Raw genomic sequence first — 18,318 nt, 5'->3', positions numbered from 1 at the left:
TTTAAAATTCCTTCGATTCGTTTCTAAGATTCTCAACATCCCTTTGAAGCTTTTCAAATTGATCACTGTTGAACTGGTCTGCAATGGCTTCTGCAAGTTCCCATGCCACTACCGCTTCTGCTACGACACTCGCTGCAGGGACGGCACAGCTGTCAGATCGCTCGATACTTGCTTTGAACGGCTCTTTCGTATCGATATCCACGCTTTGCAGCGGTTTGTAGAGGGTTGGGATGGGTTTCATCACACCTTTGATATGAATCGGCATCCCGGTTGTCATCCCGCCTTCAAAACCGCCAAGGCGGTTCGTCCTCCTGTAGTAGCCTTTTTCCTCGCTCCAAAGGATCTCATCATGAACTTCGCTTCCCGGTTTTCTCGCCATTTCAAATCCGAGCCCGAATTCAACTCCTTTGAATGCATTGATGCTCATGATGGCACGTGCCAGTTTTGCATCCAGCTTTCGATCGTAATGAACATAACTTCCGACACCTTGCGGCATGCCCTCTACGATCACTTCAACAACTCCCCCGATGGAATCCCCATTTTGCTTTGCTTCATCTATCAGATTCATCATTTTGTCAGCCGCTTCATTATCCAGGCAGCGGACAGGAGATTTTTCAGATCTTTCTTTTAAATCATTTATGGAATCGTATTTAATGTTTTCTGCTTTTATACCGCCTATTTCCAGAACATATCCCACAACTTCGATACCTAGGAGATTCAATAACTTTTTCGCAACGGATCCGGCAGCTACCCGCACGGTCGTTTCCCTGGCTGAAGATCTTTCCAGAACGTTCCTGAGATCACGGTGTCCATATTTCATCCCTCCGACCAGGTCGGCATGGCCGGGTCTTGGACGTGAAATTTTTCTTTTTACTTCGTCTTCTTCACCCGGGGACAGCGGTTCAATTCCCATCACCTTCGTCCAATGAGTCCAGTCCTTATTCTCGACTACCAGTCCCAAAGGGGATCCAAGTGTATACCCGTGTCTTACACCACCGACGATTGAAACGCGGTCTTTCTCTATCTGCATTCTCCGTCCGCGCCCATATCCTTTCTGCCTTCTTGCCAGATCTTCGTTGATGTCCTCCGCTTCCAGCGGCATCCCGGCAGGCAGGCCTTCGATGATTGTTGTCAATTGCGGTCCATGAGATTCTCCTGATGTTAAATATCTCATAACACTTTCCCCCTTCAACTCGTTAAAGAATTATGTACCAATATAACATAAGTTCAATATTCATTCCTAGTACTATGTTTAAAAAATTTGAACATTTCACCCCTTGCCAGCACTTTGAAATTTCCTCTCGCTTTCCAATCAGCAAGTTTAGAGTCATGCAAAAAAGAACGATGAAATACGAAGCTGTCTGCATTGCTGCTGCAGCCTCTGTTTCACCGTTCATTAAATCAGACTTTTTTATAAAAAAATGTATCTTCGGATTGAAATCCGTATTGGCCGGGATTGAAAATCTGTTCGGTGCTCCCAACGAAAAATACCCCTTCTTTAATCAGTGAAGCGTTGAACTTTTTATACAAACTGTCTTTCGCTTCTTCAGTGAAATAAATCATTACATTCCTGCACACAATCAAATCGAATTCTGCATCAAAAGGATCAGCCAGGAGGTTTTGCTTTTTAAAGGTGACGGCCTGCTTAATCCGGTCATCCACCTTGTAAAGAGAGCCTTCGGCAGTAAAATATTTTTGTTTGATCTCAGGAGGCACTTCAGCAAGCGAGCGTTCGGGATAGATGGCGTGCCTGGCCCGCTGCAGGGCATTCCCGTCCAGATCTGTCGCCAGGATGTCAAGGCTTGTCAGCGGCAGGTACTTAGAGAGAAGCATTGCCAGTGTATAGGGTTCTTCCCCCGTGGAACAAGCAGCACTCCATACTTTCAATGTCCTCTTGCCTTTAATGAGCCGGGGAAGGATATTGGTTTCAAGAACTTCCCATCTTTTATAATTCCGATAAAATTCCGATACGTTGATCGTCATCCTGTCGAGGAATTCCGCCATCTGCTTTTCATCCGAGCTGATTAATTTGTAGTAATCGTGAAAGCTCGAGTATCCCTTTTTTTCATAGAGAGCAGTCAGTCTCCTTTTCATTTGGGCTTCTTTATAAAGAGACAGATCTATTGCGGTCTTTCTTTTTATTGCCTGAACAAAATCCCCATAATCGTTTACCATATTCCCATTCACTCTTTCTGCAGCTAAACTCATGTATATTAGATATATCGAACGAAGACGCAGAATTTTAATATGTTTCCAAAATAAAAAGACAAGCCATCACAGACCTGTCTTTTCGAGTACCTATGGAACCGGGATCAGTAGATCCATTCGTTCATTAGTTTGCTGTATTCTACAAGCTCTTCTTCTTTGAAGAATAAGCCGATTTCTCTGACTGCGCTTTCAGGAGAGTCAGAACCATGGATGATGTTCTTCCCTACTGTAAGGCCAAAGTCTCCGCGGATCGTTCCTGTAGCTGCATCTTTAGGGTTTGTGGCCCCCATCATACCGCGTGCTGTGGAGATGACATTTTCCCCTTGCCATACCATTGCAAATACAGGTCCGGAAGTGATAAAGTCGACTAATTCTCCAAAGAAAGGTCTTTCTTTATGTTCACCATAGTGTTCTTCAGCAAGCTCAGTAGAGATGCTCATAAGCTTAGCTCCGACTAATTGGAAGCCCTTTTTCTCGAAACGTGAAACGATATCACCGATTAACCCTCTTTGTACGCCGTCAGGCTTTACCATTAAAAACGTTTTTTCCATCTTCCCCACTCCTAATTATGTATGTATAGTCTGTCCGAGGACGTCCCACGAAAAATATTAACACTGTTCAGGGGTTTTGGCAACGTTTCCATTTTAAATTTTCTCAATATTTTCTTTTTCCGATAAAGTTTGCGACATTCTTAAGTGTCTTCTTGACCCGGTTCTGAGGCAGATGCTCCAAATCTTCCAGCGCCTTATCAAGGTACATCCTGCTGACACGGTGGGACCGTTCAATTGCATCCGAAGCAAGGATTGAAGCAATCACTTTTTTCATTGCTTCAGCAGAAGTGTTTTCAGAGACACGTTCTATTTCTGATCTAAGAGCAGGATCTTCCATGGCATAAAGAACAGGAAGTGTGATATTCCCCTGCCATAAGTCACTGCCTGCAGGTTTTCCGAGTTCCTCTTCGCTTGCGGTTAAATCCAGTATGTCATCTGTAATTTGATAGCTCATCCCGACATGATATCCAAAGCGGAACAATCTTCTATGTACTTCTTCAGGAGCACCGGATGCAATGGCACCCAGTTGACAACTGACCGCTATCAATAAGGCGGTCTTCCGTTTTATCCTCAGTAAATAATCCCTTAAATTTTGATCGCAGCGGTATTTATCCTTTATCTGAGCTATTTCGCCTTTACATAGTTCCACAATGGTATGAGAAAGGATTTGATGTGCTTCAGGATTCTTTATATTCGTCATATATTCCAGGCCGCGGGCAAAAATATAATCTCCAGTATACATGGCTATCCTGTTATCCCACTGGGACTTTATCGTCGGCTTGCCTCTCCTCAGCTCTGCATCGTCGATTACATCATCATGAACAAGTGAAGCCATGTGAATAAGCTCCAGGGCTACGGCAGCATTTTTCACTGAGTCGATATCGTACTCTCCGAATTTCGCGGAAAGCAGTACAAAAACGGGCCGGATCCGTTTGCCGCCCGCCTGCAAAAGATGAAGGGATGCCTGATTCAAAAGTCGGGAATCCGATTCGATTGCTGTTTCAAGTTCCTTTTCGATCTGGTCTATGTCTGTTTTAAGAAAGGAATATATCCTGTTTAGCTTCATAGTTAATCCACCCAGTTTACTAATTTGCGTTTATCTATCACTTATATCCAACGTGCATGGCAGCCACTCCGCCGCTGTAAGGCTTGAAATATATATCTTTAAAGCCGGCTTCTTCAAACAATTCTGCCAGTTCTTTCATTCCAGGAAAATCCCTTGCAGATTCCTGGAGCCAGGAATATTCAGAAAAGCTCTTTGCGAATATCCTTCCAAAGACAGGCATGATGAATCTGAAATACATATAGTAGAGCTGTCGGAACCCAAACATGGTCGGCTGTGAAGTTTCAAGGCAGACAGCCATTCCACCAGGCTTCAACACACGGTTCATTTCTTTTAACACTTGCAGGTAATCCGGAACATTTCTTAACCCGAATCCGATCGTCACGTAATCGAAAGTATTATCTTCAAATGGCAATTCCATGGCATTTCCATGGATAAGCTCAATATTATTCAGCGGAGATGACTTTACTTTTTCCTCTCCGATGGACAGCATATTCTGGCTGAAATCCAATCCGAATACTTTTCCTTTCATGCCCGCCTGCTCACCGAGTGCAAGCGTCCAATCTGCCGTCCCGCAGCATACATCCAAAGCAGATGCTCCTTCTTTAACCTTCATATGCTTCATCGTCTCTTTGCGCCATTTTTTATGCTGTTGGAAACTGATTACCGAGTTCATCTTGTCATAGTTTGAGTAGATTTTCTCAAAGACACCATGAACCTTCTGTTCTTTTGATTGTTGCATAACATTTACCCTTCTTCCGCATATAATTTCGTAGTAGCAATAGACTCATTGAAAGGAAGAAATTCCACAAACAACTCTCTGGCAGCAGGAGTACCCGGCTTCTTTTCGTGTAATTGAACTTCTATGTCTTTTTGAACCTTGTCCATTGCATGGTCGACGGCTGACAATAAGAGACTCCGGTCCACCGGTTCTTCGGATTCTCTTAGTATTGAAGCAAGAGCACCCGTAAAGATGGTTTCTTTTGAATTGATCAATGCCAGGCGTTCTTGAATGAGACGGTTATATAAAAATGTGTCAGAAAGAAGGGGAATCCAGTCCTTCTGATTGAAAAACTCATAGAAATGAGCAGGTATCGAAGTTTCAATAATTCTTATATATTCCGTCAACTCATCTACGGAAGAACACTCTTCATTGTACATTGATATTTTACATTCATTTATTTTCTTGATCGCATTCGATAATGCCTCGATCAACCCCAGATCCCCTGTTTCAGCAAGTGTCCTGTAATAAAGGCTGCTGAAGTATACTCCGGCAAGTACAGTCAATTGTCTCTCTTTAAGAGAATCCCGTTCAGAAATTGTTACTTTCTCATGTGTCTCAAGGGCAATATGCAAAAACATAGCAGTAGAAATCCACTTCATTTCCTGTTGAGTGACCATCCTTTGTTCATTCAAAAATGGAAGGAGCAAATAATTGATGCGTTTACGATCAATATGCGGCTGATCGATATACTCCTTTAGATATGAATGGTGAAGCTGGTCTTCTATGTATTGATGAATGATATTCGCTTGATGATTGTAATCAGTGAATTTCATACCCTATTTCCCCATTTCTACTATGTTTCACATGATAATTTTCAGCAATAAATATTATACCATAAAACGTTCACAAATAGTGAATCGCCGAAGATCCCATAAGTGTTCTATGTATTTCGTGCATCAACAAATCTGATTACATTCAAATTTCTTCTTCCCTTACTCTCATATAACAAAGGGGACGACTAAGAATAATGGTTCTTTGTTCGTCCCTCATATCAGATGCTATTTTTTATTTTCACTTTCAACTTCCCCATAACTGGTAAGGATCGTTGCTTTCCCTCTTACCTTGATGGCAGATGTATGATCAGTGAATTGAGCAATCATCACTTCGCCTTTATCAAGCTTTTCTGAATGGTGGAAGCGTGTGTCCGTGCCCCTGGTAAGACCGATTACATTTACGCCGTCTTCACTAGCCTTAATGACAACATAATCATTAGAATTCATTAATCCCACTCCTGTACTTTTACTTCTTGATAAATGAAAGCACTTCGTTCCGCGCTTGTGAATCCTCTTTAAATGTTCCCCGCACCGCGGTCGTCACTGTACTGGAGCCTGGTTTCTTGACCCCTCTCATTGTCATGCACATATGTTCCGCTTCCACGACAACCATGACACCGTATGGTTCAAGGGTTTCCATGATGGAATCGGCAACCGTTGAAGTGATCCTTTCTTGCAGCTGAGGTCTCCTTGCGACAGATTCCACTGCCCTGGCAAGCTTGCTCAGACCCGTGACTCTTCCATTCCGTGGAATATAGGCAACATGTGCACGTCCGTAGAAAGGCACTAAATGATGTTCACACATTGAATAAAACGGTATATCTTTGACAAGGACTAATTCTTCGTGGTCCTCACTGAAAATAGTTTCAAAATATTCCTTGGGATCGTGATCTATTCCTGAAAAAACCTCTGCATACATTTTTGCGACGCGCTTAGGTGTATCCAAAAGTCCTTCTCTATTAGGATTTTCTCCTATTGCTTCAAGTATTAAACGCACTGCTTCTTCTATCTGGCTATGGTTGACTTCTGCCATTATGCTGTCCTCCTACTATCACCTAAAGAAATAAACTAACATTGTTAATATTAGCATAAGCCAATAATCTCATCAAAGCTTAGTGCTTTAGAAGTTTAGGTTTTTCAAAGAAAAAAGGGCCGCATCTTATGCGGCCCTTTCGTAACGCTCAAAGTATGTAATTATTTTACAGCTTCTTTAAGCGCTTTACCTGGTTTGAAAGCAGGTACTTTGCTAGCTGAGATTTCGATTTCTTCACCTGTTTGTGGGTTGCGACCTTTACGGGCTGCACGCTCACGTACTTCGAAGTTACCGAATCCGATTAATTGTACTTTATCACCGTTTGCAAGTGATTCTTGAATTGTATCGAAAACAGCGTCAACCGCTTTAGTAGCGTCCTTCTTAGATAGCTCAGCAGCTTCTGCAACAGCATTGATTAATTCTGTCTTGTTCATGCCATTCACCTCCTCCCAAGGAAATGTCTCAGTCATGATTCATTTACTTTAATATCATTAGTAAACAACTTTAGCGGATTCTATACATAAAGTACAGAAAAACGCTTGAAAACGTTGCTGAATCAATATTCAACAACAATTCTGTTAAAAGATTATCACAATAGATTGTGCTTAGCAAGAATAATTCAAGAATTAATGGGAATCTTTTCTTATTTGATACATAAATGTAATAGAATCCCCTCTTTTTGCCTTTATATTGCTATTTCTTGAAGATTCTTAAGCGCTTCCTCTATACATTGCTCTTAAACAGTTCCCATTCTTTTGGGCGGTTAAACATTCTCTTTTACTATCGGACAAAAAAACATGAAAAATGGGAGTTTGAACATTGACCGTTCCTTTCCGCTGCAGGCATTTGCTTTCCGCGGGGAGGAAGTCGAGCCTCCTCGGCGTTCCACCTACGGATTAGAAAAGCGGAAGGGCTTCGGTCAGAGGCGTGTGGCATAAGGCGAATCGGTCACGAAGGCGTTCTTTGCCTTCTTGGCCGGTTTGACTTATGACATGTGCCTCTAAGCCCTGGAGCTGGACAAGTCTCGACTTTTCCTCTATTTCCCGTCGGAGTCAAATGCCTTCCGCTACAATCCACTCCGTGTAGTCAATGTTGTTACCACTAATCAACAGAATTCAAACATAACTATTTGTCTTTCGACTAAAACCCTTGTTTCAAAAAAATTCTCACACAAAAAAAGACCCTCCTAAGAGAGTCCAGAAAGGTTATAGGATGATGGCTATGAGGCCGCCGGAGCCTTCGTTGATGATTCTTTCCAGTGTGTCTTTCAGTTTGTAACGGGCATTTTCAGGCATTAGCGACAGTTTGGCTGAGATGCCTTCTCTTACGATGGAGCTCAGGCTTCTTCCGAATATATCGGAGTTCCAAATCGAAAGTGGATCGTCTTCAAAATCCTGCATCAGGTACCGGACGAGTTCTTCACTTTGTTTTTCGGTGCCGATGATCGGCTCGAATTTTGATTGAACATCCACTTTGATCATGTGGATGGAAGGTGCAACGGCCTTGAGGCTTACACCGAATCTTGATCCCTGACGTATGATTTCCGGTTCATCCAGACTCATGTCGTTCAGAGAAGGCGCAGCGATTCCGTAACCTGTCTGTTTAACCATTCTCAGCGCATCTGAAATCTGGTCATATTCTGCTTTGGCATGTGCGAAATCCTGCATCAATTCAAGCAGGTGATCCTTGCCTCGGATTTCAACGCCTACAATTTCTTTCAGCACTTCATCATACAGTTCATCCGGTGCATATAAATCGATCTCGGCTACACCCTGACCCATATCGATTCCTGCAAGTCCGGCACGTTCAATATGCTCATATTCGCTGAAATAATGGACGACCCGGTCCACGTCACGAAGACGTTTAATATCCTTGACCGTTTCTTTAACAGCTTCCTGATAGGTCTGTCTCAGCCAATGTTCTTCTTTCAGCACCATCACCCAGCTCGGTAAATTCACATTCACTTCTAATACCGGGAATTCAAACAAAGCTTCACGAAGAACATTCAGTACATCTGAATCCCTCATACTTTCCACACTCATCGCAAGGACTGGTATGTCATATTTTTCCTGCAGCTTCACTCTCAGCTCTTCTGTCTCTGTCGCATGCGGCCTAGCGGAGTTGATCACCATAATGAAGGGTTTACCGACTTCCTTCAGTTCCTCGATGACTCTTTCCTCAGCTTCGATATAGTCGCTTCTTCCTATTTCCCCGATCGAACCATCAGTGGTGACCACCACGCCGATCGTTGAATGCTCCTGTATTACTTTTCTGGTACCGATTTCGGCTGCTTCATGAAACGGGATAGGCTCTTCGTACCAAGGTGTATTGATCATTCTGGGACCATTTTCATCCTCGTATCCTTTCGCCCCCGGCACCGTGTAACCTACACAATCTACCAATCTCACATTCACTTCAAGCCCCTCGTCCACATGCACCGATACTGCCTGGTTAGGGACGAATTTCGGTTCTGTCGTCATGATCGTCTTTCCTGCAGCACTTTGCGGCAGTTCGTCCTGCGCTCTTGCACGTTCTGTTTCACTTGCAATATTAGGAAGGACAACAAGCTCCATAAACTTCTTGATGAAGGTTGATTTACCTGTTCTTACTGCTCCCACCACACCTAAATAAATATCTCCGCCTGTTCTTTCAGCAATGTCTTTGAATAGATCGACTCTTTCCAAGAGATTCCCTCCCATCTTATATTCCAGGGATGTTTCATCCGTGTATTCTGCCTCACATTCTATATTTATGATGTTGTCCTAATGACTTATGACTATTAATATGATTTTTTTACCTCCTTATGACTAAGAATTAAATTTATTATGTCGCAGCAATTATGTTCAGTTGAAGTTGATGAAAACTCCCTACAAAGGATGACATAAAATAATAACCCTTCTCCTACAATATATTTTGCAGGAAAAGGGTTATGCCTATTTTGTCATAAAGACAGGTTCATTCTTTTCATCAATGGTATAAGGAAGGGAATAGGCTGGAACAAACAAGGAGTCCTCTGTCAGCAGAGTACGGATATCGGTTCCTTCTTGAATTGTTTTGTTCGTGGATTGAAGCTTTTCATATAAATCCATCGAATAATCCACGAAAATCTCCCCGCTCCCATTTATCACAAGCGGAAGCTTCTTATTTGAATAGGGGCTGTCGACATATACTTCTTTATCCATTCCTATTTCTTCATAATTCAATTTATAAACGTTGTGGGCCACCTGTTCTTTAAAAGGGGGATAGCCCTGGGCGTTGATTCTGATTTTGATTTCCCTTATTTTTTCCGCCATTCGTAGATCGAATATCTTCACGGTTGGATTTTCTTCTACATCCAGCAGGACATATTGAAAGATCCCCCCGTTCTCAAATGCATTTCCAGGAATCTCTGATAAGTATTGTGGGGATAACTTCCTGAAATCAATCGGATATTTTTGATAGATCGGGGTATCCTTATCCCTTGTCTTGATCGGGAGCAGCCCGCTATTGGCGTCCTGGTATTGCTCCACTGCTTCTTGAACAGCTTTCACCTGTGCATCATAAGGGATCTGATTCTGATTGAGCTCTTTTTCAGGGTAAAGACAGCCGGAAAGGACGGTCATAGTGAGCACAAGGATCATTCCGGTTAAAACTATACGTTTCAATCTGCAAAACTTCCTTTCTTAAGCTAGTAGGTTGGTCCGCTGAATACAATATAAATCATCATGAGTCCGCCTGCTATCATCAGTATGTAAGCCACAAAAGCAGTAATAAAGCGAATGAATTTCGGTTTAATTTTATACCGGCTGAAATAAATCATTATGATTGCAAGGAACATAGATCCCATTGAAGCAAATGAAATCCACATTTTCATCATAGAAGTCATGGTACATCCCTCCTGTTATCGAATGTATTATATCACAAGTCAAATCCGAAACGGCATTTGTTCAATAAAATGTACGAAAGATGAACGCACATAAAAGAAGAGCGACCCATGATCTCCGGACCCGGGCCAAAGGCCGAGCCAAAGTCATGAGCTGCTCTTAAGACTGAAAGAGACCTACCCATCCATAGGCAAAGCTGTATATATTCATCACAGTGTATGCACGGTAAGAACCTTTCGCATCCTCTAATGCCTATTCTTGCAAGATTTTTATCGGTCTATGAGCGTTCGCCCAGAATATTCACCAAATCTTCCATTTCATTTGTCTTTCCTCGTGACATTAAATGATCGACCGCTTCTTTCGCTTCTACATTATTGAACAATACGTCGTACAGTGCATTCGTGATCGGCATTTTCACTTCGAATTTTTGGGCAAGCTGATGTCCTGCTTTCGTTGTACGGACGCCTTCCACCACCATGCCCATATTATCAAGCACTTCCTGGAGTTTATGCCCCTTACCGAGCATATTACCTGCCCTCCAGTTTCTCGAATGAACACTTGTGCATGTAACAATTAAATCACCAATACCTGTCAAACCGGAGAAGGTGAGCGGGTTGGCACCCATTTTTGTGCCTAAGCGGGCGATTTCAGCGAGCCCCCTGGTGATGAGGGCTGCCTTCGCATTATCTCCATACCCCAAGCCATCGGTGATGCCGGCAGCAAGAGCAATAATATTCTTCAATGCGCCTCCAATTTCAACACCAAGCATATCGGGATTTGTGTACACTCTAAAATTCTGGTTCATGAAAAGATCCTGGACTTCTTCTGCGTATTTCATATCCTTTGCTGATACCGTCACGGTCGTCGGGTGCCTTAGACTCACTTCTTCCGCATGACTCGGTCCGGAAAGGACGACGACAGAGCGCAGGTTATCCGGATTCATTTCATCCTCGATGATTTCTGATATGCGCAGAAGGCTGTCGGGCTCGATCCCCTTACTCACATGCACAACCGTCAAAGGATTCGCCTGCACTTCCTGGATCTGGCCCAGCACCTGTCTGATCGCTTTGGTGGGAACCGCTAAAATAACCGTCTGGATACCATCAAGAGATTCCTTCATATCTGCATAGCCGATGATACTCTCAGGAAGTTTCACATCCTTTAGGTACTTATGATTTGTATGATGTTCGTTGATTTCCTGGATTTGATCTGCTTTATGTCCCCATAGCCTTACTTCAAGCCCGTTGTCTGCCAATACCATGGCAAGGGCCGTCCCCCAGCTTCCTGCACCAATGACCGTCACTTTTTCAGAGTTTTTCATTTGATACACCTACCTTATTATTTTCTGGCACGAGCGATAATACGAATAGGAGTTCCTTCAAATCCAAATGCATCACGGATTCTGTTTTCCAAGAATCGTTCATATGAAAAATGCATTAATTCCGGGTCATTCACAAACACAACAAATGTCGGCGGCTTCACTGCCACCTGAGTTGCATAGTAGATACGGAGTCTTTTGCCATTATCGGTCGGTGTTGGATTCATTGCCACCGCATCCATTACTACTTCATTCAGGACACTGGATTGTACACGCAATGCATGGTTTTCACTCGCCACATTGATGACAGGAAGAAGCGTATGGATTCTCTTCTTTGTTTTTGCAGATAAGAAGATGATCGGTGCATAGTCAAGGAACTGGAAGTGGTCACGGATGTTCTGTTCCCATTTGTTCATCGTTTTTTCATCTTTTTCAACTGCATCCCACTTATTGACGACGATTACCACTGCACGTCCTGCATCATGTGCATATCCTGCAATTTTTTTATCCTGCTCGATGATTCCTTCTTCACCGTCTATCACGACCAATACAACGTCGGAACGTTCAATCGCTCTCAAAGCCCTCAGCACACTGTATTTTTCAGTCGTTTCATATACTTTTCCTTTTTTCCGCATTCCGGCAGTATCGATGATGACATACTCTTGTCCATCAAACGTGTAAGATGAATCAATCGCATCCCTTGTCGTACCAGCCACATTGCTGACGATGACCCGCTCTTCACCGAGTAGTGCATTTACGAGGGAAGACTTACCGACATTGGGACGGCCGATCAAGGAGAATTTAATGACTTCTTCTCCGTATTCGTCCCCGTCATCTTTTTTGAAATGCTTTGCGGCTTCGTCCAGCAGATCCCCCAGCCCGAGTCCGTGTGAACCTGAAATCGGGAAAGGTTCTCCGAATCCAAGGGAATAGAAATCATACACCATTTCACGCATTTCCGGGTTATCGATCTTATTGACACCAAGCACTACAGGCTTGTTTGAACGATATAGTATCTTCGCTACGATTTCATCGGCTGCGGTTACTCCTTCACGGCCATTCGTAAGGAATATGATGACATCCGCTTCATCGATCGCAATCTCTGCCTGCTGCCTGATTTGATCAAGAAACGGCTCATTGCCTAATTCGATTCCGCCGGTATCTATAATATTAAATTCATGAGTCAGCCACTCAGCAGAACTGTATATACGATCCCTTGTAACACCGGGCACATCTTCCACTATCGATATTCTCTCGCCGACAATCCTATTAAAAATCGTGGACTTACCAACATTCGGACGCCCTACGATTGCAACAACTGGTTTGGACACTTTATTCACCCTTTCTTGAATAGACTTATGGTTCATTCATTATCCTTTAAGCCTTTTCATTTCCACTGTTTCAAATGGTTCAATTATTAATAATAAAGACTGGCCCATAAGCTGTATTCCCCCTTATGGGTCAGTCCCCTAACTTTAACATTTTATCAGTAAAAGAATGAACTGGCAATCAATGTTTCACAATGATAAACAGGCCGGTATCCAATTCATGTGCAATCCCGTCTAATATGGCTTCGAGGTTAGCGCAGATCTTCTGCAGTTCCTCGTCCGTTTTGCAATGAAATACTGCTGTTCCGCTGGGAATTCTATCAGGAGAGGTTGTCACAGCGGCTAAGATGAATTTTTGAATGGTGGTACTCAATCTGCTTCTCTCCCCTTTCGAATGGCTTTTGACTCAGATGGCATCCTGATCGCATTTTCCAGTGTCGGAACCTGCCCCAGGATCGCGATGGCTTTCTCCACATCTTTATGTTGAGGAAGGACAAACACCGCCACCCTTCCATCATCGAGATCTCTTTTAGCCAGAGGAGTGAGTGCAGGGGTCCCCGAATCTTTAAAGATACCCAATGAAGTGGACACATCATGAAGGATGGCCTGCCTTTGCCCCAGGTTTGCAATCGTGGATCTTGCATCGAATGATTTAGGATTCAGTACGAACCCCATTCCATAGCGCATGATTTCTTCCTGCCTGACTTTAAGACCTATATTCATGATATAAATATTATCCACGTATAGTCCCGCACCATCAAAATGCGGTTGGACGAATTCAATATGGACGATATCTTTCAGCTTGCCCCCGGCCATTAATTTATGCGAGATTAACATACAGACCACACTGACTGCCAAGGCAGCATAAAAGTTAAATACTATATAGGCCAAAGTAGCGATTAAGGAAGTGAATATCACCAGATAGTTCCTGCTTTCAAATGCTACCGCAATCCCTTCGATATAGGTAGCCCCCCTTGGTACAAGCTCATAGGCATCCAACTCAGTCAATGTATTCCTTTCCATATTCCTGACGTCACGAAATTGTGATGCAGCCACTGTCAAAAATGTGATAGCCGTGAAATTCTCTTCCAGTAATGCAGGAACCGCAATTGTTCCAAGCCCTGCGGCGATGAAGCCGAGTGCAATATGTATGATCTTCCCGTGCAAATACGTCGGGTATTGCCTATAGTCGGTCCGGAGCATATAGATTCTGGTTAACGTGCCGATGACTACCCCGAAAATGACGGGGTTTACGTAATCATTCATATATTTTTGATTTCCCCTTTATTGGATGATAGTTTACTGCTCATCAGGGCATTCAATGAATGAACGGCCTTCCAGGTGATGGTCATCAATGCCATATAAGCCGCTGTATCCATATAAAGATAATCACCGATCATTTTGCTGAACCCTATATTATGCAGCGTGACCGATAAGAATATTTCCCCTGTCAACGTTCCCGAAATCACAGAAAGGAACAGATTTCTCATCTTATTTATGGAACTGTAAAAAATAAACCCAAGACTCATGGATAATAATGCAGCAATTACATAAGGGTCGATGATCATAAGGACGGGATCATAAATGGCAACAAGCCCTACCCCTGCATATGACATGGCTATGGTCAAAATACAAATCAGCATATAAAGTTTCTGCCTCAGACCCAGGCGGCGCATATAGATGAGCGCCAGTAATGCCAAAAATAGATAGTCTGCATGTACTTCATACGATAATATGGAAAATCTATACGGAAACAAGCAAATCAAGCACAACAAATAGAAGGAGAATAGAAATCGGCCTTTTTCATTCTTTTCCATAATGAAAGTCGTGTAGATCCATAATCCCCATGCAACCCAAAGAAATATTATTCCCTCCATGTCCCATTCCCTCCTATTATCTACATTATGGAAAATCTTTATGTAAATCATTCATGTATGTTTCAATTTAATCTTGAAAAAATAAGAAAAGGAGGTGTTTGATATGGGAAAAGATCGTCAGGAAAAGAAATTAAAGCAAAGTGGACGGGTTGAATCCGACCGGGATCAGGAGCTTCAGAATAAAGGAGCAACAGGGATGGAAAGCCCTGCCGAATCAAGGAAGAGGCAGAGGTAAAATATACGAACATTTAGAGGGCTTTAAACAACGCTAATGCTTTCCGTGCAAGACTTCGCTTTCCGCGGGTAGCCCGTGAGCCTCCTTTGACAAGTGGGGCAACTGTCTAGCTGCATGGCTTAGAGGCACATTCATAAGTCAAACCGGCAAAGAAGGCAAAGAACGCCTTCCAGGCCGATTCGCCTTATGCCACACGCCTCTGGCAAAGCCCTTCCGCATTTCTGATAGGAGTCTTCATCTTGCACTCCAACCGCTGGGATGAGCAAACTCCTGAGATATCCAAAGAACAAATAAAAAACCCGAATTAATTTGCCTCATCTCATGCAAATTAATTCGGGTTTACTTAGATTATATTCTTTTGTCCCAGACAATTTCATCAAGCATTGAATTGTCGATTACTATACTTTTCGGGATCCAATCCCCTTACGGCCAGCCAATGATACAACTCTCCTGTTAAAATAAGAGGCACCTTTTGCAAGTCTTCAGTCCTCATGCAGCCTAATGCACACATAAGGTATTGTATATCAGTGTGAAGATCATTTACTTCTTCTATCGTGGCCTCAAGACCCTTATCCACGATGCACTTCAAAATGGCTCCGGCCATTCCGACAGAGCAGGCACCCAGACTCAAGGCTTTTACAATTTCCAGGCTGTTCCGAATACCTCCCGAAGCAAGAATCGGGAGACCGGAAACCGAATGGGCTTCAGCAATGGATGCAGCCGTTGGTATACCCCAGTCATCAAAATAACTCAGCATCCTTTGCCGGCGTTGATTTTCAATTTTAGAAAAGTTCGTTCCGCCGTAACCCCCGACATCTATAGCCGAAATGGAAGTACCTGAAAGAGTCATTGCAGCTTCCTTACTGATCCCAAATCCAGTTTCTTTCACGATGACCGGGACACTTAACCGATCGGCAATCGTGTGAATTCGTTCAAGCGCCCCCTTAAAATCACGGTCTCCTTCGGGCATAGTCAATTCCTGAATGACGTTCAGATGAACTTGAAGGGCATCTGCTTCAATCATCTCCACTGCATCGATTGCCTGCTGTACTGACGCTTCACTGCCAAGGTTGGCAAATATGATGCCGTCAGGATTGTTCTTTCTTACTATTTCATACGTTTTTCGTTCAGACGGGTCCTTCAAAGCAGACATTTGTGAACCTACAGCCAGTCCAATCCCGGTTTCCCTGGCCAACAGAGATAACTCAGCATTGATTTTTGATGTATATTCCCCGCCTCCGCCTGTCATGGCATTCACAAAAATTGGCGAACTTAAAGAAAGTTCGCCAATTCGGGACTGGAGACGGGTATCATCAAGGGTTGCATCCGGAAGGCTTTGATGAACAAACTTTATGTCTTCAAAGCCCGTCTTATTCTGTTGCCCTGTTGTAAGGGCATAATTAATATGATCCCGTTTTCGTTGAGCTCTAGTCAAAGTCCATCACCATTTTTATTTAAGATCCTTTAATTTATCTCCAATCATTTCACCTAATTGGAAGCCTGTATTTTCTTCAGGCATTTCATAATCTGTCACTTCTTCTTCTTTCTCTTCCAAAGCTTTTATGCTAAGAGAAAGTCGTTGTTCAGATTCGTTGACATCCAATACTTTTACTTTAACCGATTGGTCCTCTTTTAATACTTCATGAGGCGTACCGATATGTTTATGGGAAATTTGCGAAATATGCACCAATCCTTCAACACCCGGAAATACCTCTACAAATGCACCGTAGGATACCAATCGTTTGACTACTCCGTCCAGTACGCTTCCTTTAGGGGCTTTTTCAGAAATATCACTCCAAGGCCCAGGAAGTGTTTCTTTAATCGATAATGAAATTCTTTCATTATCACGATCCACACTCAGTACTTTCACCTGGACTTTTTGTCCTTCAGTCACCACGTCCGACGGCTTCTCTACGTGTTCGTGGGACAGCTGGGAAATATGCACCAGGCCGTCAACTCCGCCGATATCAACGAATGCGCCGAAATCAGTGATTCGCTGAACAGTACCCTCGAGGACCGCACCGGATTCGATGTCGGTAAGAAGCTGTTTCTTCTGTTCTTGTTTTTCAGCTTCAACCACTGCGCGATGAGACAGGATCAGACGGTTCTTATCCTGATCCAATTCCACAATCTTGAATGTAAGGACCTTATCCTTGTAGTCTGAGAAATCTTCCACATAGTGATCTTCCACCAATGATGCCGGGACAAATCCCCTGACTCCAAGATCGACGACCAGACCGCCTTTAACGACGTCTTTTACTTCGGCTTCAAATACTTCTCCGGCTTCAAAGCGGCCTTTCATTTCTTCCCATGCTTTTTCAGCATCGACTTTACGCTTGGAAAGGACAAGCAGTTCCTCTTCCACTTTTGTCACGATTAACTCCAGTACATCCCCTTCACTCACTACATCAGATGCTTTTTCAATGTGAAGGCTTGAGAGTTCACTAATTGGAATGATGCCATCCACCTTACTATCTTTAACATCAACAAGGACTTGTTTTTCTTCGACCTTGGTAACGGTTCCTTTGACTTTTTCACCAATCTCGAGATTTTTCACTTCAATTCCATTCATGTCTTCCATTATGTACTCCTCCTTAATCCATGACTGCAAAGATTTTATTTTTGTGAATTTTTACACAATTTAAATAAATTATTCTTTCTATTAACTTCTAATAAATAGAACTATTTGTCAAGCAAGAAAGTCCGGTCGATCATTTCATAAGGCTGGCAATATGCTCCATGATGATGTCCGTTGTTTTCTCAGCATTGAGTTTCTGTTCCTTGATTTCCTCCATCGGGACGGGCGGTCCGTATACCACTTTGAGTTTTCTGAACGGCTTGTAAGGACCGATGATTGCACAGGGTACCACTTTTGCGTCGGATCGCAATGCAAAAAATCCGGCGCCGGCAAGACCTTTACCGATCTCCCCTGTTTTACTTCTAGTACCCTCCGGGAACAATCCTAAAACATTTCCCTCTTTCAATATTTTCAATCCTTTTCGCAGGGCTTCACGGTCACTCATGCCCCTCTTTACTGGAAAAGCATGAACCCCGGGGAGGATTTTCCCGAGGACCGGAACCCTAAAGAGCTCCTCCTTTGCCATGAATGAGACAGGCCTTGGCGCGGTGATCCCGACGACGGGGGGATCCAGATTGTCAATATGGTTTGCACAGAGCAGCACTCCGCCTTCTTTCGGGAAATGCTCCAGGCCGACGACTTCAATGCGGTAAAGCGGCGAAAGAATGGATTTTACTAAACCTTTGGCAAATGAATAAAGATTCACG

The 18,318-nt window shown here is 43.3% G+C and carries 22 protein-coding genes; 2 read left to right on the top strand and 20 right to left on the bottom strand.

The features are described 5' to 3' along the window. Position 1: 1 nt before the first annotated feature. The 9 genes from aroC to ACKA06_RS09250 form a co-directional block, all read right to left on the bottom strand. Positions 2-1,174, bottom strand: a complete 1,173-nt coding sequence (gene aroC, locus ACKA06_RS09290) for a chorismate synthase (RefSeq protein ID WP_411159473.1) — start codon at positions 1,172-1,174, stop codon at positions 2-4. Between the two features lie 227 nt (positions 1,175-1,401). Next, entirely contained in the window at positions 1,402-2,175 is a 774-nt protein-coding gene (locus ACKA06_RS09285) for a CheR family methyltransferase (protein ID WP_411159472.1), read from the bottom strand. Positions 2,176-2,312: 137 nt separating this feature from the next. Beyond that, positions 2,313-2,759, bottom strand: a complete 447-nt coding sequence (gene ndk / locus ACKA06_RS09280) for a nucleoside-diphosphate kinase (RefSeq protein ID WP_032087883.1) — start codon at positions 2,757-2,759, stop codon at positions 2,313-2,315. A 103-nt stretch (positions 2,760-2,862) separates the two neighbouring features. Further along, entirely contained in the window at positions 2,863-3,825 is a 963-nt protein-coding gene (gene hepT / locus ACKA06_RS09275) for a heptaprenyl diphosphate synthase component II (RefSeq protein ID WP_197671257.1), read from the bottom strand. 37 nt (positions 3,826-3,862) lie between these two features. Beyond that, positions 3,863-4,564 carry a demethylmenaquinone methyltransferase gene (locus tag ACKA06_RS09270; protein ID WP_032087881.1) on the bottom strand — a complete coding sequence of 234 codons (702 nt, stop codon included), beginning with the start codon at positions 4,562-4,564 and terminating at the stop codon, positions 3,863-3,865. A gap of 5 nt (positions 4,565-4,569) precedes the next feature. After that, complete coding sequence (locus ACKA06_RS09265) at positions 4,570-5,379, bottom strand: heptaprenyl diphosphate synthase component 1 (RefSeq protein WP_411159471.1); 810 nt, start codon at positions 5,377-5,379, stop codon at positions 4,570-4,572. A gap of 225 nt (positions 5,380-5,604) precedes the next feature. Further along, positions 5,605-5,826, bottom strand: a complete 222-nt coding sequence (mtrB, locus tag ACKA06_RS09260) for a trp RNA-binding attenuation protein MtrB (RefSeq protein WP_032087880.1) — start codon at positions 5,824-5,826, stop codon at positions 5,605-5,607. 19 nt (positions 5,827-5,845) lie between these two features. Then, a complete protein-coding gene (gene folE / locus ACKA06_RS09255; RefSeq protein ID WP_064564036.1) occupies positions 5,846-6,412 on the bottom strand; it encodes a GTP cyclohydrolase I FolE in 567 nt (188 codons plus the stop codon). Positions 6,413-6,573: 161 nt separating this feature from the next. Further along, a complete protein-coding gene (locus ACKA06_RS09250) occupies positions 6,574-6,846 on the bottom strand; it encodes an HU family DNA-binding protein (protein ID WP_032087878.1) in 273 nt (90 codons plus the stop codon). 363 nt (positions 6,847-7,209) lie between these two features. Here ACKA06_RS09250 and ACKA06_RS09245 point away from each other — a divergent pair, with 363 nt between their 5' ends. Further along, positions 7,210-7,350: a hypothetical protein gene (locus tag ACKA06_RS09245; protein WP_411159470.1), complete on the top strand. Its 141-nt coding sequence runs from the start codon at positions 7,210-7,212 to the stop codon at positions 7,348-7,350. A gap of 267 nt (positions 7,351-7,617) precedes the next feature. Here the strand turns inward: ACKA06_RS09245 and spoIVA are convergent, their stop codons facing one another. The 8 genes from spoIVA to ACKA06_RS09205 all read right to left on the bottom strand — a co-directional run bounded on the left by spoIVA (position 7,618) and on the right by ACKA06_RS09205 (position 14,798). Continuing rightward, positions 7,618-9,096, bottom strand: coding sequence for a stage IV sporulation protein A (spoIVA, locus tag ACKA06_RS09240; RefSeq protein WP_032087877.1), 1,479 nt, complete (start codon positions 9,094-9,096; stop codon positions 7,618-7,620). Between the two features lie 249 nt (positions 9,097-9,345). Beyond that, the gene (locus ACKA06_RS09235) at positions 9,346-10,032 is read right to left on the bottom strand and encodes a hypothetical protein (RefSeq protein WP_074439973.1); all 687 of its coding nucleotides are present in this window, start codon (positions 10,030-10,032) and stop codon (positions 9,346-9,348) included. 47 nt (positions 10,033-10,079) lie between these two features. Next, a complete protein-coding gene (locus ACKA06_RS09230) occupies positions 10,080-10,277 on the bottom strand; it encodes a DUF2768 domain-containing protein (protein ID WP_032087876.1) in 198 nt (65 codons plus the stop codon). Between the two features lie 275 nt (positions 10,278-10,552). Then, positions 10,553-11,596 carry an NAD(P)H-dependent glycerol-3-phosphate dehydrogenase gene (locus ACKA06_RS09225; protein WP_058297645.1) on the bottom strand — a complete coding sequence of 348 codons (1,044 nt, stop codon included), beginning with the start codon at positions 11,594-11,596 and terminating at the stop codon, positions 10,553-10,555. 17 nt (positions 11,597-11,613) lie between these two features. Continuing rightward, entirely contained in the window at positions 11,614-12,924 is a 1,311-nt protein-coding gene (gene der / locus ACKA06_RS09220; protein WP_032087947.1) for a ribosome biogenesis GTPase Der, read from the bottom strand. A gap of 178 nt (positions 12,925-13,102) precedes the next feature. Then, positions 13,103-13,294: a capping complex subunit for YIEGIA gene (locus tag ACKA06_RS09215; protein WP_052011530.1), complete on the bottom strand. Its 192-nt coding sequence runs from the start codon at positions 13,292-13,294 to the stop codon at positions 13,103-13,105. After that, complete coding sequence (locus ACKA06_RS09210) at positions 13,291-14,187, bottom strand: YIEGIA family protein (protein WP_032087874.1); 897 nt, start codon at positions 14,185-14,187, stop codon at positions 13,291-13,293. Before ACKA06_RS09210 ends, ACKA06_RS09215 begins: the two co-directional genes overlap by 4 nt. Then, complete coding sequence (locus tag ACKA06_RS09205) at positions 14,184-14,798, bottom strand: YphA family membrane protein (RefSeq protein ID WP_064564040.1); 615 nt, start codon at positions 14,796-14,798, stop codon at positions 14,184-14,186. Before ACKA06_RS09205 ends, ACKA06_RS09210 begins: the two co-directional genes overlap by 4 nt. A 103-nt stretch (positions 14,799-14,901) precedes the next feature. On the opposite strand from ACKA06_RS09205, the gene ACKA06_RS09200 reads away from it, so the two are divergent. Next, positions 14,902-15,033, top strand: coding sequence for a YpzI family protein (locus ACKA06_RS09200; RefSeq protein WP_064564042.1), 132 nt, complete (start codon positions 14,902-14,904; stop codon positions 15,031-15,033). A gap of 376 nt (positions 15,034-15,409) precedes the next feature. Here the strand turns inward: ACKA06_RS09200 and fni are convergent, their stop codons facing one another. The 3 genes from fni to ACKA06_RS09185 form a co-directional block, all read right to left on the bottom strand. Further along, positions 15,410-16,468 carry a type 2 isopentenyl-diphosphate Delta-isomerase gene (gene fni / locus ACKA06_RS09195; protein WP_411159469.1) on the bottom strand — a complete coding sequence of 353 codons (1,059 nt, stop codon included), beginning with the start codon at positions 16,466-16,468 and terminating at the stop codon, positions 15,410-15,412. Between the two features lie 15 nt (positions 16,469-16,483). Further along, positions 16,484-17,617 (bottom strand): 30S ribosomal protein S1, encoded by a 1,134-nt coding sequence (gene rpsA / locus ACKA06_RS09190; protein WP_032087945.1) that lies wholly within the window; start codon positions 17,615-17,617, stop codon positions 16,484-16,486. Positions 17,618-17,744: 127 nt separating this feature from the next. After that, positions 17,745-18,317 (bottom strand): lysophospholipid acyltransferase family protein, encoded by a 573-nt coding sequence (locus ACKA06_RS09185; protein WP_032087871.1) that lies wholly within the window; start codon positions 18,315-18,317, stop codon positions 17,745-17,747. Position 18,318 lies beyond the last annotated feature (1 nt).

The organism is Rossellomorea oryzaecorticis, assembly GCF_045897515.1.
In the GTDB taxonomy this organism is placed as follows: domain Bacteria; phylum Bacillota; class Bacilli; order Bacillales; family Bacillaceae_B; genus Rossellomorea; species Rossellomorea enclensis.
This window is presented reverse-complemented; position numbering and strand designations above follow the sequence as displayed.

What these genes read in the sequence shown, in the direction of transcription:
- ACKA06_RS09230 (WP_032087876.1), bottom strand. Translation starts at nt 10,277, where the DNA reads ATGACTTCTATGATGAAAATGTGGATTTCATTTGCTTCAATGGGATCT.
- ACKA06_RS09285 (WP_411159472.1), bottom strand. Translation starts at nt 2,175, where the DNA reads ATGGTAAACGATTATGGGGATTTTGTTCAGGCAATAAAAAGAAAGACC.
- ACKA06_RS09205 (WP_064564040.1), bottom strand. Translation starts at nt 14,798, where the DNA reads ATGGAGGGAATAATATTTCTTTGGGTTGCATGGGGATTATGGATCTAC.
- ACKA06_RS09245 (WP_411159470.1), top strand. Translation starts at nt 7,210, where the DNA reads ATGAAAAATGGGAGTTTGAACATTGACCGTTCCTTTCCGCTGCAGGCA.
- ACKA06_RS09270 (WP_032087881.1), bottom strand. Translation starts at nt 4,564, where the DNA reads ATGCAACAATCAAAAGAACAGAAGGTTCATGGTGTCTTTGAGAAAATC.
- ACKA06_RS09210 (WP_032087874.1), bottom strand. Translation starts at nt 14,187, where the DNA reads ATGAATGATTACGTAAACCCCGTCATTTTCGGGGTAGTCATCGGCACG.
- hepT (WP_197671257.1), bottom strand. Translation starts at nt 3,825, where the DNA reads ATGAAGCTAAACAGGATATATTCCTTTCTTAAAACAGACATAGACCAG.
- aroC (WP_411159473.1), bottom strand. Translation starts at nt 1,174, where the DNA reads ATGAGATATTTAACATCAGGAGAATCTCATGGACCGCAATTGACAACA.
- ACKA06_RS09250 (WP_032087878.1), bottom strand. Translation starts at nt 6,846, where the DNA reads ATGAACAAGACAGAATTAATCAATGCTGTTGCAGAAGCTGCTGAGCTA.
- ACKA06_RS09225 (WP_058297645.1), bottom strand. Translation starts at nt 11,596, where the DNA reads ATGAAAAACTCTGAAAAAGTGACGGTCATTGGTGCAGGAAGCTGGGGG.
- ACKA06_RS09235 (WP_074439973.1), bottom strand. Translation starts at nt 10,032, where the DNA reads ATGATCCTTGTGCTCACTATGACCGTCCTTTCCGGCTGTCTTTACCCT.
- mtrB (WP_032087880.1), bottom strand. Translation starts at nt 5,826, where the DNA reads ATGAATTCTAATGATTATGTTGTCATTAAGGCTAGTGAAGACGGCGTA.
- ndk (WP_032087883.1), bottom strand. Translation starts at nt 2,759, where the DNA reads ATGGAAAAAACGTTTTTAATGGTAAAGCCTGACGGCGTACAAAGAGGG.
- ACKA06_RS09200 (WP_064564042.1), top strand. Translation starts at nt 14,902, where the DNA reads ATGGGAAAAGATCGTCAGGAAAAGAAATTAAAGCAAAGTGGACGGGTT.
- folE (WP_064564036.1), bottom strand. Translation starts at nt 6,412, where the DNA reads ATGGCAGAAGTCAACCATAGCCAGATAGAAGAAGCAGTGCGTTTAATA.
- ACKA06_RS09265 (WP_411159471.1), bottom strand. Translation starts at nt 5,379, where the DNA reads ATGAAATTCACTGATTACAATCATCAAGCGAATATCATTCATCAATAC.